The organism is Rhodococcus sp. NPDC059968 (assembly GCF_042738615.1).
In the GTDB taxonomy this organism is placed as follows: Bacteria; Actinomycetota; Actinomycetes; order Mycobacteriales; family Mycobacteriaceae; genus Rhodococcus_F.
The window spans coordinates 1-15,886 of sequence record NZ_JBHWUE010000051.1 but is presented as its reverse complement, the minus strand read 5'-3'; the positions used below and the strand labels follow the sequence as shown (position 1 = coordinate 15,886).

At 63.9% G+C, this 15,886-nt stretch carries 9 protein-coding genes and 3 pseudogenes; 4 read left to right on the top strand and 8 right to left on the bottom strand.

Features of this window, described 5'->3' with window-relative positions:
* Window positions 1–791 precede the first annotated feature (791 nt).
* Both ACFWAY_RS32380 and ACFWAY_RS32375 read left to right on the top strand, forming a co-directional pair.
* Window positions 792–1,019, top strand: coding sequence for a hypothetical protein (locus ACFWAY_RS32380; protein ID WP_378513425.1), 228 nt, complete (start codon window positions 792–794; stop codon window positions 1,017–1,019).
* A gap of 467 nt (window positions 1,020–1,486) precedes the next feature.
* A complete protein-coding gene (locus ACFWAY_RS32375; protein WP_378513424.1) occupies window positions 1,487–5,002 on the top strand; it encodes a protein kinase in 3,516 nt (1,171 codons plus the stop codon).
* 440 nt (window positions 5,003–5,442) lie between these two features.
* Here the strand turns inward: ACFWAY_RS32375 and ACFWAY_RS32370 are convergent.
* From ACFWAY_RS32370 to ACFWAY_RS32360, 3 genes and pseudogenes are all read right to left on the bottom strand, one after another.
* Window positions 5,443–5,654 (bottom strand): annotated as a pseudogene (locus ACFWAY_RS32370) (IS481 family transposase); the annotation flags it as partial.
* Between the two features lie 95 nt (window positions 5,655–5,749).
* Window positions 5,750–6,046, bottom strand: coding sequence for a hypothetical protein (locus tag ACFWAY_RS32365; RefSeq protein WP_378513423.1), 297 nt, complete (start codon window positions 6,044–6,046; stop codon window positions 5,750–5,752).
* A 396-nt stretch (window positions 6,047–6,442) separates the two neighbouring features.
* A pseudogene (locus ACFWAY_RS32360) lies at window positions 6,443–7,108 on the bottom strand (group II intron maturase-specific domain-containing protein); the annotation flags it as partial.
* Between the two features lie 39 nt (window positions 7,109–7,147).
* Between ACFWAY_RS32360 and ACFWAY_RS32355 the strand changes: the two are divergent.
* Window positions 7,148–8,472: pseudogene (locus ACFWAY_RS32355) on the top strand (IS256 family transposase).
* A gap of 3 nt (window positions 8,473–8,475) precedes the next feature.
* Here the strand turns inward: ACFWAY_RS32355 and ACFWAY_RS32350 are convergent.
* The 5 genes from ACFWAY_RS32350 to ACFWAY_RS32330 all read right to left on the bottom strand — a co-directional run bounded on the left by ACFWAY_RS32350 (window position 8,476) and on the right by ACFWAY_RS32330 (window position 15,008).
* Entirely contained in the window at window positions 8,476–9,660 is a 1,185-nt protein-coding gene (locus tag ACFWAY_RS32350) for a reverse transcriptase domain-containing protein (protein ID WP_378513422.1), read from the bottom strand.
* Window positions 9,661–10,281: 621 nt separating this feature from the next.
* Complete coding sequence (locus ACFWAY_RS32345; protein WP_378513421.1) at window positions 10,282–10,989, bottom strand: hypothetical protein; 708 nt, start codon at window positions 10,987–10,989, stop codon at window positions 10,282–10,284.
* A 32-nt stretch (window positions 10,990–11,021) separates the two neighbouring features.
* Window positions 11,022–11,345: a hypothetical protein gene (locus ACFWAY_RS32340; RefSeq protein WP_378513420.1), complete on the bottom strand. Its 324-nt coding sequence runs from the start codon at window positions 11,343–11,345 to the stop codon at window positions 11,022–11,024.
* An 89-nt stretch (window positions 11,346–11,434) separates the two neighbouring features.
* Window positions 11,435–12,496 (bottom strand): IS630 family transposase, encoded by a 1,062-nt coding sequence (locus tag ACFWAY_RS32335; RefSeq protein WP_378513419.1) that lies wholly within the window; start codon window positions 12,494–12,496, stop codon window positions 11,435–11,437.
* 187 nt (window positions 12,497–12,683) lie between these two features.
* The gene (locus ACFWAY_RS32330) at window positions 12,684–15,008 is read right to left on the bottom strand and encodes an ATP-binding protein (protein ID WP_378513418.1); all 2,325 of its coding nucleotides are present in this window, start codon (window positions 15,006–15,008) and stop codon (window positions 12,684–12,686) included.
* Between the two features lie 569 nt (window positions 15,009–15,577).
* On the opposite strand from ACFWAY_RS32330, the gene ACFWAY_RS32325 reads away from it, so the two are divergent.
* Window positions 15,578–15,886, top strand: a 309-nt coding sequence (locus tag ACFWAY_RS32325; RefSeq protein WP_378513417.1) for an AMP-binding protein, incomplete at its 3' end; no start/stop codon positions are given.

The following is a 15,886-nucleotide window of genomic DNA, read 5'->3' as shown; positions in this document are numbered from 1 at the left end:
GCGCCTAGCTGCTGGCTACTATTAGGCGGTCTATTGGAAGACGCGACCGACTTATCGACGACTAGGGTGATTCGCTTTGTGAATCGGACGTTGGCGCTCGTACTAATGGAAACTTAGTTTGGAGCGGATCCGTCGAGGTAGGCCAGGCGGGTGAGTGTTGCGGCCTGTTGCGGTCAGCTTTTCAGCGCGACGAGGAGCTCCAGCATGCCGGTTGGGGTGAGGGGGTTCGGCTACCCAGCCCTTCCAACCTGTACTGATAGGCCATAAGGACCGTCTGCGCCAGATTTCGCCGGACGACGCCTTCTCAGGTCTTGACCGAGTCATCAGCTTCTCCAGTCGAAAACGTGTGTTTATCCATCGGCGAGCGCCTGGATAACTAACGTACGTAATTTGACCATGACGAACGTACAACTGGTCGCTTCGACCTGTCAATAGCCCGCGATACTTCATCCAAATTGCCCGCTAGACCTCGTTGTTGCCTCATCTGGCAATGCCCGGGTATGGCGCGCCGGAGTGGGCTGGGGTGCAGGTCGCATCGGGTCCGATGGGGTTGACGATGAGTGAACTTATGGCTGTGGCGAAGGCGATCGCAACGTGTTACAGGCGTGCCGGCGAGGCGGGAAAGCAGTCGATTCTCCGCGAGTTGCGCCGACCAGCTGGCATGGTGACCATGCGCGCAATGCGTCGCGACGTCCGTTGACGCCGAAGGTGGTGCGGGCGCGCACGCCGCGTCCACCGAAGTGCGACCGAAAGGCATTGCCACATTGACCGTCTGACGGGAATTGCTGTGGATGCCAGCCCGCAATCGGTTGGCTCCGATCTTGCCGGCGCTGGTGCTCGTTCTCAGAAACTTCACCGAACTCGACATCGACGCCGCCGACACCGCGGATCTGCTGGTGTCGACGTCGGCGGCGACCATCGAACCGCCGGCTGGCCCGGAACGCGTCAAGCATGGGTTGCGGGGTCATCCGCACACGAAACTCTCACCGGCGCCGGTGAGGAACGAGACGAGTCCTTAGGCCTGAACATAGCCTCAGCCTCAGATAATCAATCGAGAATCCAGTCGCCGAAAGGGGCATCCGAGCGAGGCGCCAGTGCGGGAATCCCGTACCAGCATCACCGGGGTGGACGGTGCTGCCTCCATCCTCCGGATAACTTCATCGGCGACGATGCTGGCGGAACTTGTGAGATCGAGGACGCGGCGAAGGCGTCGACAAAGCACGCCGATCCGCGAAGGGGATGCCCGACCGGCGAGCCACCCCCAGGGTAAGCGACTTCATCGCGAGCCCAAGCCTGATGAACTATGTGAGTCTGTTGGCAGGCGATCGACGATATCCTTGAGTGAACGGCATCAAGAGGTGGTTGCATTGGATACGCCTTCTAGAGGTTTGCGTTCCAGTCCATCTGCGCGCTCACGTCTTGACAGAGAAAATAGCCCGAGGTTTGGCGTCGCAGCAGATAGCACACCAGGGGATTGAGGCCGTCGATGCCCGAGATTGATCCACTGGCGACGCAGCGCGACGTGATACCTGCGATCACGACCGAACTCGCGGTGGCCGGTTTCGAGAATGCACAGGAGATCGGTCGCGGCGGGTTCGGTGTCGTTTACCGATGTGAGCAGCCCTCCCTCGATCGCATTGTCGCCATCAAAGTCCTCACCTCCGACCTCGACGCCGAGAACCTCGAGCGATTCCTGCGCGAACAACGAGCGATGGGCAGACTGTCCGGCCACCCGAACATTGTCAATATTCATCAGGTCGGCACCACGGAGAGTGGTCGACCGTACATCGTGATGCAATACCACCCCCGCGGTTCACTGGACGCGCGGATCCACGGCTCCGGACCGCTCGGCTGGAAGGAGGCACTCCGAGTCGGAGTGAAGCTGGCGGGCGCCCTCGAGACCGCGCACCGCGTCGGCACCCAGCATCGCGATGTAAAACCCGGCAACATCCTGCTGACCGATTACGGCGAACCTCAGTTGACCGATTTCGGTATCGCCCGGATCGCCGGCGGCTTCCAGACCTCCACGGGAGCTGTCGCCGGCTCGCCAGCCTTCACTGCCCCGGAGGTACTCAGGGGTGAGCCACCCACTTCGAGAGCAGACATCTACGGCCTCGGCGCGACGCTCTTCTGCGCTGTCACCGGCCACGCTGCTTTCGAACGCCGCAAGGGGGAGCAAGTAGTCGCCCAATTCCTTCGGATCACCACACAACCCATACCTGATCTGCGCGGGGAGGGCTTTCCCGACGACGTGTGCGCGGCCATCGAACGGGCAATGGCTGGCAAGGCAACTGACCGTCCCGTCACCGCAGCCGAGTTTGGGGACGAGCTTCGCGAGATTCAGCGTCGACATGGCTGCAGTGTGGATGAGCTTGCGCTGGCAGCTGATCCGGGCACCGAGCAGCAAATCGGCGAAGGTATCGTCGAGGGCTCGACCGGACCTGAGTCGGCCAGTCCTCGTCCACTCACGATGGACGTCCGAAAGCAGCCTGCACCGGTCCACGCGCCGCCCTCTCCGGCGACCAAGTTTCGACCGCCGACTCCCACCCGATCGTTGGTTGCGCGGGATCGACTGATCGAGACGCTGCGCGCCGGGCAAGATCGGCGGCTGATGGTAATTCACGCGCCAGCCGGGTTCGGCAAAAGCACACTCGCCGCTCAGTGGCGTGATGTTCTGACCGAGTCGGGAATGGCGGTTGCGTGGCTGAGCGTAGATGATGACGACAATAACGTCGTCTGGTTTCTGACGCACCTGATCGAGGCGATCCGACGCGTACGGCCTGCGATCGCGGATGAGCTAGGCCAGGCTCTAGAAGAACATGGTGATGAGGCTGAGCGCTGCATTCTGACCTCATTGATCGACGAGATCCATGACAGCGGTGAACGCATGGCTGCTGTCATCGACGATTGGCACCGGATAACGAATGATGCGACTCGCGGAGCACTGGATTTTCTCCTCCAGAACGGTTGTCACCACCTCCAGGTCATTGTCACGAGCAGAACGCAGGCCGGGCTCCCTATGAGTAGGATGCGGGTTCGCGATGAACTGGTCGAGATCGATTCCACCGCATTGCGGTTCAACGACTCGGAGTCGCGTTCCTTTCTCGTCGACCTGGCGGGGCTGGCACTCGAGAATGACGACGTGTTCCGTCTGCGGGAATCGACCGACGGGTGGGTGGCCGCGCTCCAGTTGGCATCGCTGTCGTTGCGTGGGTGCGAGGACCCCGCCGAGTTGATCGGGCACATGTCGGGACGACATCATGCCATCGGCGAATACTTAGCCGAGAACGTGCTCGATACCCTGGAACCTAAGACTCTCGAGTTCCTGCTGGCGACTTCAGTCACCGAACGGATCAGCGGCGACCTCGCGTCAGCGCTGGCCGGGGTGACTCGGGGGCAGGCGATGCTCGAGGAAGCCGAGGATCGGGACCTCTTCCTGCGCAGGATGGATGAGGACGGGGAGTGGTTCCGCTATCATCATCTCTTCGCGCAGTTTCTGCGGCGCCGGCTCGGCCGGGATCGCCCTGACCGGGTCAACGAGCTTCATCGGACGGCATCGCGGTGGTTTGCCGATCATGAATTCCTCAGCGAGGCCGTCGATCATGCACTGGCCGCGGGAGATCAGCAGCGGGCCGTCGAGCTGGTTGAATTGGACGGAACGCGTCTGCTTGAGCACTCTCAGATGTCTACCCTGCTCGCTCTAATTGCGAAACTCCCACCACAACTCGCGGTATCGAGCCCACGGCTACAGATCGCTGTCGCGTGGGCGAGCGAGCTGCAGCGCATTACGTCCGCACCGGCGGCACTCGACCACGTCTACGACCTGCTCGATCACAGCCCCCTACCAGTGTCCGAGATTGCCGATCTACGGGTCGAGGCCGATATCGTCAAAGGAGCGATCGAGATCTCCGCGGACCGGATCGACGGCGTGGATGAGTTGGTGTCGGAATGCCTCGCCCGACCGGAGACTCTGCGCCCGTGGGTCGTTTCGGCGGCAGTGGATGTCGCTACCTTCGTCGAGATCTACCGGTTCGACTTCGCTGCGGCGAGGCAATGGCAGAACTGGGGAGTCCCCTACCATCAGCGGACGAGCGGTCCGTTCAGCGTGATGTACGGATACTGTTTTGCCGGAATTGCAGCAAGAGAACAACTCGACGTAATGGGGGCCGAGGAAAACTTTCAGAAGGCAATGCACCTCGCCAGGGAATACGGCGGGGCCCATTCGTACTCGGTGCGGTTGGCTGGTGCGCTCCTCGGTGAGTTGCTGTACGAGCGAAACGACGTTACCGCCGCCGAGCGGCTTCTGGATGAAAGCTACCAACTCGGATCCGAGGGCGGCGTAGTCGATTTCATGCTCGCCACGTATGCAATCGGTGCGCGAATCAAGGCGCTGCGGGGCGATCGTGAATCCGCGGAACAACGTTTGCACGACGGAGCAAGAACGGCTGAAGTTCTCGCGCTTCCGCGGTTGGCCGCCAGAATCAGGAACGAGGAGATCAGGTGGGGACTGTCCGCAACATCCGAAACCGATGCGTCCCCTCGAAGCTCACCGGATGTGCCTGGTGCTGAGGCTGAACTACGCCGACAACGAGACGGCATTGTGGCGGTAACCGCCGAACTCCGCGAAGACTCGGCGATAAGGTTACTTTTGGCGACCGGTGAGCCCGACCGACTCGATCAGGCGTGCGCCCGGGCGGCGGCGCTGGTGAGCTACCTCGAGGGCCAGGGCCGGCCGCGGGCGTCACTGCAGGCGAATCTCTTGCTGACCGGATGCCTTGTGGCGGCGAATCGGATCGTTCAAGCCAAGAGTATATTGGCCCCGATTGCGGCCCAGTGCGCCGATCTCGGCCTCGTTCGTCTCCTGTCCGACGAAGGTCCACACGTACTATCCATCATCGCCGCTCTCCGAGACGATCAGCGCAGCGGTAACTGGCCACCGGAGTGGTCACGAATTCCAGTCTTGTTTCTCACAGCAGTGCTTGCCGCCGAGCACGGATCTTGAAACTATTGTTCTAGGAGCGCATCCCGTCGTGGGCATGGATGGTGCAGCACGTGCCGGGGCGATCGTACCGCTCACCTGGTCGCGCCCGAAGATCAGCCACGGCGAGGTGGGTCGCTCGGAAACAGCCGAGCCGATAGAACGGTGAAAGAGCCAAACTGAGGGCGTGCGCCGCCAGCCCAGGCGGGCGAGTTCCGGCAAAACGTGGCCTGGTCACGGCCGAGCTGAGGACCCATTCCTCCGCGGTCCCGCCCCAAGAGTCAGCTCCACCTCGGCGCAACGCACAACATCACCGCGACCGCATTGGCCGGGGCCGCCGTCGATGCGGGGTGGCAGGCGAATCCAGCCCCGCGTCGACAGACTCCAGCGTTCGAAGCAGTCGTCCGATAGCGCACCAGGTCGGCGCGACAAGCGGGGAGCGCCAGCCTAATTGGCTACTATTCCAGATGGCGATGATAGGCGATGCGGTGTCGCCCCAACCGTTTACTGAATCGGAGTCCGATGATGCGGTGTTCGGTGCGCGCCGGGGCCGGTGCGGGCAGGTGCGCGGCCGCGAGGACACGTCCCGCATGGCCTTCTCTCTGCCGGCTGGGTAGCGATCCGCCCACTTTTTCGCCGTGGCCGATGAGCAGTGGAACCGTTCCGCGGCTTGCTGTGGACGACGAGTTCTCCGAGGGCCAACCGTCGCCTCGGGGTGAGGAAGGCGCTAGCGAACCTTGGTCGCTAGGTGTACGAGAGTTGTCTCGAGTTTCAAGCTGCTGTGGGCAGCAGCCTGGCGTTATCGATGCACTGTGCGGTGTGAATAGCTATGTTGCGCAGTGCTGTACGGGTTGCGAATGGGGCCGGCGGTTGGTCGGCGGCGAGCAGGGGGCGCAGCACCCGGTCGTGCACCTTGGTGTAGAAGATCGCGAATCGGCGGCCGTCTGGGTCGAGGCGGTAGGTGTTTCGGCCCGGGATGCGGGTGATGAGCCCGTTTGTCCGGAGGCGGGCCAGGTCGTAGCTGGCCTGGTTCATGGAGTAGTTCGCACCGCCGAGTAGTCCGGTCATCAAGGCTCGCAGGCGCTTGTTGGTGATGCCGGTGACCGCGAGGGTGGTGGTGCACAGGGCGCCGGCCAGGGCCTGGACCCGAGGGTCGCCGAACCGCAGAGCCGGGGCCCGCCTGCCGTCCTCGGTGAGGGTGGGGCGTGCGATCCGCTCAAAGGCTGGACTCGCAAGGGCGCAACCCTGGCCGACACGTTCAGTATCGAGCAGGCGACGGTTGACCGCACGGGCACGGGTCTGCAGTTCGTCGAGGTTGGGAAGCCGTCGTAGGCAGCCCAGGTCGCCCGGGGCGTTGACGACGGTTTCGATTCGCAGCGCCCGCCCGTCCGCCGGGTAGGACCGGCGGGTTGCCCCGCCGATCCCCCCTCAGAACCGTACGTGCCACTCATCGCGGCATACGGCTCAAGCAAGCCGCGAGGGCGTGCAGGTTGACTGTGCTGGTTTCCGGCCTCGGCGGGCGTGGAGCCCGCGTCGGCAGGAGGCGTGCACGAGGCGGGTTGGATCATTGTGCGGTGGGCCCGGTCGCCCGTGGTGGACGAGGTAGTCCGCGGCTATTGCCTGACGGGTGACGTGCAGCCACCAGCGCTCCCATTCGGTCGGGGATTGTGGCGGCTGTTCGGCGGTGAGCAGGTGATCCCCGCAGAGCGGACAGCGCGCGTCCTGCCTGGCGAGCAGGCGCAGAGTGTAGTTGTCCAACGGGGGCTTGACCTTTCGTCGCCGCTCGGCCCAGTAGTCGGCCAGGGCGGGATCATCTGGTGAGGCCGCGCCCTGGACCATGACGTGCCGAACAATGTCGGTCCAGGAAAATTTGATCAGGTAGGCGTCACTTCCGGGGTCGCCGAATACCCACCGATCGTTTCTGAACCTGTTGTGCCTGCCGAAGTAGTGGTCGACGGTCCACTGCTTCGGCTTGTTGTTGTGGTGCCATGTCGCCCATTTGTAGGTGAGTTTCCACATCTGATGATCCAGCGTGTGGAACACCTTGGACGACACCACACCCCGGTAATAGGCTGCCCAACCCCGAATAATCGGATTGAGCTTGGCGATAGAGGTTGTCCCGGGTCTCGTAGAACTTGAGGTGGCGGTCCCCCGCTCGAGACCCGCCGTGTGGTAGGTGTCGGGCGTTCCTCCAAGAACTCCGACAGCAAGGGACCGCCGTGAAGAAGACTACCCAGAGCCGACCCGTGGACGAGAAGGTGCCGGCGATGGCCGAGATCGCCGAGAACATGCACGAGGGTCTGCTGGCGTTGGCGGTCGGCGCCGGCCTGCAGGTCATGCAGGCAATGATGGACGCCGACGTGATGGCGCTGGCCGGGTCGAAAGGCAACCACGATGCGGCACGCACCGCGGTACGTCACGGCCGCGAACGCGGGTCGGTGACCCTGGGTGGTCGACGGGTACCGGTGACCCGGCCACGCGTTCGGTCGGCCGACGGCTCGGGTGAGCTGCCGATCGCCTCGTATGAGCTGTTCACCTCGACGGAGATCCTCGGGAAGATGGCGATGGAGAAGATGCTCGCCGGGCTCTCCACCCGCCGCTACCCGGTCGGGCTCGAGCCGGTCGGCGAGCAGGTCACCGAGCAGTCGAGGTCGACGAGCAAGTCGGCCGTCTCCCGCAAGTTCGTGGCGATGACCGAGACCGGCCTGGGCGAGCTGCTTTCGCGGGATCTGTCCGGGCTGGACCTGGTGGCCTTGATGATCGACGGCGTCCACTTCGCCGAATCCTGCTGCATCGTGGCCCTCGGGATCGACCTCGACGGGCACAAGCACCCGCTCGCGCTGGTCGAAGGTGCCACCGAGAACGCCACCGTCGTCACCGACCTGCTCGTCGACCTGCGGGAACGGGGCCTCGATGTCACCCGCCCGATGCTGGTCGGCCTCGACGGGTCCAAGGCGCTGCGCAAGGCAGTGCTCGACGTACTCGACCGGCCGGTCATCCAACGCTGCCAACTGCACAAGATCCGAAACGTGAAAGCGCATCTGCCGCAACGCCTTCGCAGTAGTGTCGGTCGCAGGATGACCGACGCCTACCACGCCGCGTCGGCGCTCGAGGCCGAGGCCGCCCTGCGGGCCCTGGCCAAAGAACTCGACCGCACCCACCCCGGTGCGGCGGCCAGCCTGCGTGAGGGCCTGGACGAGACGCTCACCGTGCTGCGGTTGGGAGTGCCGCCCACCCTCGCCCGCACACTGCGCTCGACCAACGCAATTGAGTCGATGATCTCCGTCTGCCGCGAACACTCCGCCAACGTCAAGCGGTGGCGGGACGGGCAGATGGCGCTGCGTTGGTGCGCCGCCGGGATGATCGAGGCCGGCAAGCAATTTCGCCGCGTGAACGGCTACCGGCACCTGCCGACACTCCGCGCCGCGCTCGAGGGCGAGACGGCCAAACCTGTCGGACCTGTGGTACACAATGATCAGGTGAACGCAGCCTGATGCTCATCGGGCCGCCACCGAAGTTCCACGGAACTCGGGACATCCTCTGGCGATTACCGCCGCCGCATTCGATCCGCGCAGTGCGCGGATTTCGGACGCGAGCCGTTGCCGGAGCCGCCTGATAGCCGCCTTGCTCGGCTTGATCAGCAGCTTGGAGTGGTAACGGCGGACGTTGAACCCCAGGAAATCGAATCCTTCCTCACCGAGGTGCACGATCTGCGTCTTGCCCTCGTTGAAGAACAGGCCCCTGGGCGCCAGCCATTCCGCGAGCCGCGCCTTGACCTGTTCGGCCTGCTGCCGGGTGTGGCAGAGCACGACCAGGTCGTCGGCGTATCTGATCACGACCGGGGTGCCTGGCCGTGTGTGCCCGGAACGAGTTCCGGGCGCGTACCGCACCCCGGCGGCCTCCTCCAGCCCGTGCAACGCGACGTTCATCAACAACGGACTGATCACACCGCCCTGAGGAGAACCCTCCTCGGTCGGCGCGAACCCGCCGTTCTCGATCACCCCGGCCTTGAGCCACTTCCGGACCATTTCCCTGGCCGGGAACGATCCGAGCTCGTCGAGTAGCCGGGAATGATCGATTCTGTCGAACGCCGAGGCCAGGTCCGCGTCGAGCGCCCACACGCGCTTGGCCCGAGGGCCTTTGCACGTTGCGTAGATCGCGCCGATCGCGTCCTGGCAGCTGCGGCCCGGCCGGAACCCATACGAGCGTGGTTCGAACCGGGCTTCCCACTCGGGCTCGAGTGCGTTACGCACCCGAGATTGGTGACACCGATCCATTATCACCGGAATCCCGAGCGGCCTCAGCTTCGCACGGTTTGATGCCTTCGGTATGTACACGCGCTTGACCGCGGAGGGCTCCCAGGTCTGGATGCTCGAGTGCACGCGCACCGCCACATCCGCCCGCGCCTCGGAGGTCAACGCAACCTCCCCGTCGATCCCCGCGGTCTTGCGCCCAGCATTGCGCTGCGTCACCTGCCGCACGCTCACCAGCGTGTTCGACCGGGAACGCAGCATCAGCCTCTGCAGGCTTCTGACCCTGGGCCAGTCGCCCTCCTGCGTCGCCTTGAAGATCCGCTGCCGCAGTCGCCGTACCTCCCGCTCGCAGGTGGACCACTCGACCCGGTCCCAATCGACCGCGTCCAGGTCCAGCTCCGGCGGGAGGTCCTTCGGTCCGTTCACCATCAGGCGCCTAACTTGTCCTTGGGTTTCAGCTGTTTCGGCAGATCGTCGTCAAAGGCTCACCTGCCCATGTGGGCGCGCTTTCGCGCCCGGGCACACGGCCCGGTATCCGGCCAGTTATACGAACCGATCGGCGGAGGGCCGATCGACCTCGTTCGCCTTCCTGTCGCCTTTCGGCCGCCGGCATTTGCTTTTTGGGCATCCTGTACCCGCCGGGGAGTTGGGCCTTCGTTACCTCCGGCTTACCGCCACCCCCGAGGGCGTGGCGGACCCCGACGGGGTTTCCGTGTTCCACACGCATGAGACACGGCTGGGATTGGGTGCCCCCTGTACCCCGGGGACGGTGGTGTCCACGCGGCCGCGCACAATCCTTGGCCGCCACCTGCCGCCTTTCAACGGCCGGTCCCTGTCACCCTGGCGTCGCAACCCGTCCCAGGATGTGCAATTAACGAGGCATCAGCGAGGGTTCACTGGCATTCACCCCATGCCCAGCCTTCCCCTCGCCTGTGGACCCCGGACGGAGCGGGGTCTCTTGGGCTTTCCCGTGAGCTTCGCACCCGACCGCCGCTGGCGGCAGCGGTCACGCACGTCACGGTGGGGACAGGTCTCAGACACTGACCCGGGCTACGTCTTCAGCATCGGCTGACCCTCCAATCGGCATAGCCACTCCTTACGTGCGACCTCACGTCGCAATTGAGGTACTGCTTGATCCGCGAGTGCCGGTAGGAGGCGTTGACATTGACCTCGGCGGCTGTAGGTGACGATCTTGGTCTTGAAGTGCCCGGCCGCCGGACGTCCCCGCCGCTGGCCCCGCTTGAAGATAAGCTCGATGACCTCCGGGCGGCCGATGTCGAGATTGTCTGCGACGAGGGCCTCGAAGAATCCGCGAGCATGCCGGGGCGCATCGAACACCATCGTCCGCGAGACCTCGACCTGCCGCATCGACAGCTGCCACCAGTAGCCCGCCGCACGATCGGCACCGGTGAGCGGCAGAGGCGGGATCGACCACCACCGTTCGGCGAACACCCCGATCGTGCCGGGCCCGAGACGGTCGCAGATCGCCTGTAGTGCAGTGGGGTCGGTGCAGGAGGCGAACCCGTTGGACAGTTCGGTGAAGCCGATCCCGGCCTTGGCCGCCTGCCGTTTGGCCCACTCGTGCCCGTTGACCCAGATCTTGGCCGGATACGGGAAGTAGGCGCAGACCTTGACGAACGTCGGCCCGAAGTCGTCGTCCCAAAGGTAGAAGTAGTAGCAGGTCACTCGCCGGTCGGTCTTGGCAAAGGAGAACCACACCCCCGTGGTCCGCCCGGTGCGTTTGGTCGCGGTGAACACCGGGGCGAACTCCTGCGCGACCCCGATCGCAGCTACCCCCGGCCGACCGGTCTTCGCCTGCTGCTCAGGTACGGCCCCATCACGTCGATCTTGCGGTCGTGCTTGCCGAACCGCACCACCGGGATGTGGTTGTCGTCGGCGAAACGACGCACCGCCCGGCGGAATGCCGTGCCGATCCTCTCCAGGATCGCCGGGGACGGGATCGGGTAACCCAGGTGCGCGGTCATGAACGACACCACCTGCCCACCGACCTGCAGGTTCGGCACATAGGCGTTCAGGTAGATCCGGTCCAGACACTCAACGTCGAGCATCACATGCCCGTCGAGCAGATCATTCACCGTTGTCAGTGCAGCCATGACGACCAGCGTGACCGCAGCTCACCGCCTCGACAAGACCCCCACCTCGGCGGTCCGAGGCGAAGCCTCACTGGTGGTGTGTCTCTGATTTAGCTGATCTTTTCGAGTGCGACGCGGCCGCGCGCGACCTTGGCGAGGATGGATTCGGCGGTCGCGGACCATTCGTACGGTCGGGGGTTTTCGTTGTGCGCGTCGAGGTATTCCTCGATCGAGGCGATGAGGTGCGGTACGGAGTGAAAGACCCCGCGCCGCAGAGCTTTATCGGTCAGCTCTCGGAACCAACGTTCGACGAGATTGAGCCACGAGGAGGAGGTGGGAGTGAAGTGCAGGTGGAACCGTGGATGCTTGTCGAGCCAGGTCCGGACCTTCTCGTGTTTGTGGGTGGCGTAGTTGTCCACGATCAGGTGGATTTCCAAGTCCTTGGGCACCTCGCGGTCGATGGTGCGAAGAAATCGCAGGAACTCCTGATGGCGGTGGCGCGGCAGGCACTGGCCGATCACGGTGCCGGTGAGGACGTCGAGTGCGGCGAACAAGGTGGTGGTGCCGTGACGCTTGTAGTCGTGGGTCATCGTCTCGCAACGGCCCTTGACCATCGGGAGCGAGGCCTGGGTCCGGTCGAGGGCCTGCACCGACGACTTCTCGTCCGCGCACAACACGATCGCCCGCTCGGGCGGGTTCAGATACAGACCGACGACGTCGACGAGCTTGTCCTCGAATCGCGGATCATTCGACAGTTTGAACGTCTCGACCCGGTGCGGCTTGAGTCCACGAGCGGACCACACCCGCTGGACGGTGTCCTTGGAGACCCCCACCACCTCGGCCATCGTCCGGCAACTCCAATGAGTCTCGCCTTTCGGGCGGTAGTTCTGCGTCAGGTCCACGATCTCCTCGATCTTCTCCTGCGGGATCGAGGGCTTGCGGCCACGACCCTTGCGCACCTCACCCAACCGCGCCATGCCGTCCTCGGCGAACCGCGCCCGCCAGTTCGCCACCGATCCTGGCGATACCGACAACGCCTGCGCGATGGCCGTGTTGGCCACGCCCTCGGACGCCATCAACAGCGCCTTGGCCCGCACCACCTCCCGGTGTGCACCCGTCTGCGACCGCGCCAACGACTCGAGCACAACGCGCTGCCCATCGGAAATCTGCAAAGCGGGTACCGGATTCCTCCTGTACGGATTCTATCGAATCGATCCATAATTATTTGCGAGACACACCACTAGTGTGTGACACTAGGACCTCTCGGTGATCGGGGGTGTGTGGTAACCACACCGATGCCGGAGGTCCTCACCAATTTTCGTCTCGCCACGCCGTTAACAACCTGCCTGGGATCTTCAGCTAGGGCTGGCTGTCGTGCGTCTGGTCGACGACCCATGCCGCGATTTGCACGCGGGAGGTGAACCCCAGTTTTGCCAGCACGTGCTCGACGTGGCCCTGAGCAGTGCGCTGTGAGATCACCAGCTTCTCGGCGATCGCCCTATTTGTAAGTCCCTGGGCCACCAAATCGGCGACCTGCCGTTCGCGGTGAGTCAAGCTGATAGCGGCATCCACGTGCGACGATACTGCGGGGCGCCGCTCATCAAGGGCATACGAGACAGCATCCCCGGCACTCAGACCACTGCCACGCCTGAATGCGGCATCGAACGCTCTTCCGCCGAGCGTCGACCGGGTGTTGCGTTCACATTCCGCTTGATGAACGGAAAGATCGGAGAAAACGACTTTCGGACTACCGACAGACCGCCGCAATGACTCGGCAGCACCCAACAAGACGGCTGCTCGCTGCGCTCGGTTCTCCTCGGCGGCCATCCACGCTAACGTTTGCAAACACCAGGCACAGCCGAGCGGATCATCCGCTGAACGTGTCAGCCGCAAGCCTTGCTCGATCAGCTCGGCCGCTCGCGCCCGATCATTTTGCTGCCACAACGCCGACCCAAGGGCCCACAGAGACCACCCCCGGTACACCGACTCGCCGACAGGCTCGGTCAGAGCAAGAACCTCCTCATAGCATCTGATCGCCCGAGCCGTGTCCCCCAGCAGCCCACACGCCAATCCTAAACCCAAGAGAGACCAAATCCTCTGCAAGGTAACCTTATTAGTGCCAAACTGTCCCAGGGCGGTGTCGAAACAAGTGATCGCTCGGCCAAGGTCGCCGCTCCGGAGCGCCAGCCGCCCTGCCGCAGCCGTGGCGAGCGCATTCATCTCGGTGTCTCCCGACTGGTCAGCCAGCGCTTGCCCCCTTTGGGTCAGCGCCCCCGCGGCACTGATATCCCCCTGTGCCGCCGCAAGCCCGCTCGCGGCACACAACGCTCTCACATGCGCCACCGTCGGCTGATCGGCCTGGAGAGCGAGTACACGCTCGAGCCAACGCCGACCTTCACTGAAACGGCCACAAGCCCGCCAGAACGGATGGAGAGCGGTTACGAGAGGTAGTCCCACCTTTTTCCCCTCCGGGGCGGAGATACAGAATTCCATAGCGTCGCGGAGATTCGTTTGCTCTCGTTCAAGCCTGGCGATCCACTGCAGCTGCTGTGGCCCGATCCACTCGGCCTCGGCACGTAGCGCCAGCTCCTCGTACCAGTCCCTGTGTCGCCGCCGCAGGATCTCGTACGCGCCGCTCTCCCTGCATCGTTCCGCACCATATTCGCGGAGAGTTTCGAGCAGCCGATATCTCACGACGTCGCCCGGCTCCTCTCGAATCAGAATCGACTTGTCGACTAGTGAGGCCACCAGATCTAGCAACTCCTCCGCGGAGAGTTCGCCCGCACAGATGCCCTCGGCAGCATCCAGCTCGAACCCACCGGCGAACACCGCCAGCCGACCCCACAATGCACGCTCCCGCACAGTGCACAGCTCATAACTCCAGTCGACACACAGGCGCAACGTTTGTTGCCGTGTCGGCGCGCCGCGAGAGCCCACCGTCAGCAGTTGGAACCGGCCAGTCAGTCTGCGCAGGATCTGTTCCGTTGACATCGCCCGCAATCGAGCTGCCGCCAACTCAATCGGGAGCGGGAGACCGTCGAGCCGGGAGCAGATCCCTGCCACCGCGCCAGAGTTATCGTCTGTCAGATCGAACCCCGACACCGCTGCGGCGGCCCGTTCAGTGAACAGGGTGACCGCATCGAAGCTCGATAGCCCCTGCGCGGATGGGACGCGGTCCGGATCAGGGGCAGACAGTGGCGGTACCCGCAGAGCCGCCTCGCCGCCGATACCGAGAGGCTCACGGCTCGTCGCCAGAATTCGCAGGTCAGCGCACGCCTTCAATAGGGTCTCCGCTAACGCAGCGGCTGCATTGACCAGATGTTCACAATTGTCCAGCACGAGCAACAGCCGTCGCTGTGCGAGGTACTCCGTCAGTAGGGTCAACGGAGGGTGGGCAGCCTGCTCGCACAGCCCCAGCGCGGAAATGACAGCGTCCGGCAACAACTCCGAGTCCTGCAGCTCGCCCAGTTCCACGAGCCAAACACCGTCACCGAACGCCCGCGCTACGTCCGCGGCCACCCTCAATGCGAGGCGGGTCTTACCGACACCACCGATCCCCGTCAACGTCACCAGCCGCGTAGCGGACAGCAGCCGTTTCGCCTCGGTCACCTCGCGCCGACGGCCAACGAAGCTGCTCAACTCGAAGGGTAGATTCCCAACCCTTCCTTGCACTGCGGGCGGCATCAAACTGTCATTCTCGCTAACTCCTCGCCGCTCACGGTACTCCAGGAGCTACGTCGATACGGATACCCGCGTCACTGCCAAACACGTCATCTTGACCAATCAGGACGGCGTCCACGACGACCGTCATGGGCGCCCCCCGCCGTGCGCTTTTGACAAACCCAACTACATATCAGGGTCGGGGCGGTGAACGACAGTGAGCGCGTGGTGATGGCCGAATCGTCTCGGGCTTGATGCCGCTTCCTTCCTTGAGGAGGATGCAGACCGTGTCCAAGGGTCATCCGTCCGGTCAACGCTTCACAAGCGTGTCAAATTTGCCGCTTTTCCCACGTGTGCCCGCCAGGCCCCAGTCATCGAGAAAGCAATATGACCGGCAAGCTGTTACCGCGAGCGGCCACCGCCCCGTGTGGCGGAAGCCGCCGCGGTACTGGAGCCGTTCGCCGTCTCGCCCCTGCGTGTGGTCATTCGGCCCTTGCTGGAAGTTGTCGAGTTCCAAGGCGGGACTAGCAAACGTACGTACGTTTGACGTAGTGTTGGAGACCACAGCAATACTTGTACGGCTAAGGAGAACGATGTTTACTCTCGTCGACGCTATTCGGCGTAACGAGCGGCTGGTGCCTCAACGCGAAGCGATCTTCGACGGTACGCGCCGGCTCACGCATGGAGAACTCGCGGACCGGGCGTGGCGGATCGCAGCCGGTCTGCGGGCCCGGGGTGTCGAGCCCGGTGACACCGTCGGCGTCCTGGCGGGCAACTCTGCCTTCAGCATCGAAACCTTTCTGGGCATCGTTGCCGCCGGTGCCGCCTTCGTTCCGTACAACTGGCGATGGGCAACCGAAGAGCTGGCCCACGGCATCAACGAGACCGGCGCACGCGTCGTA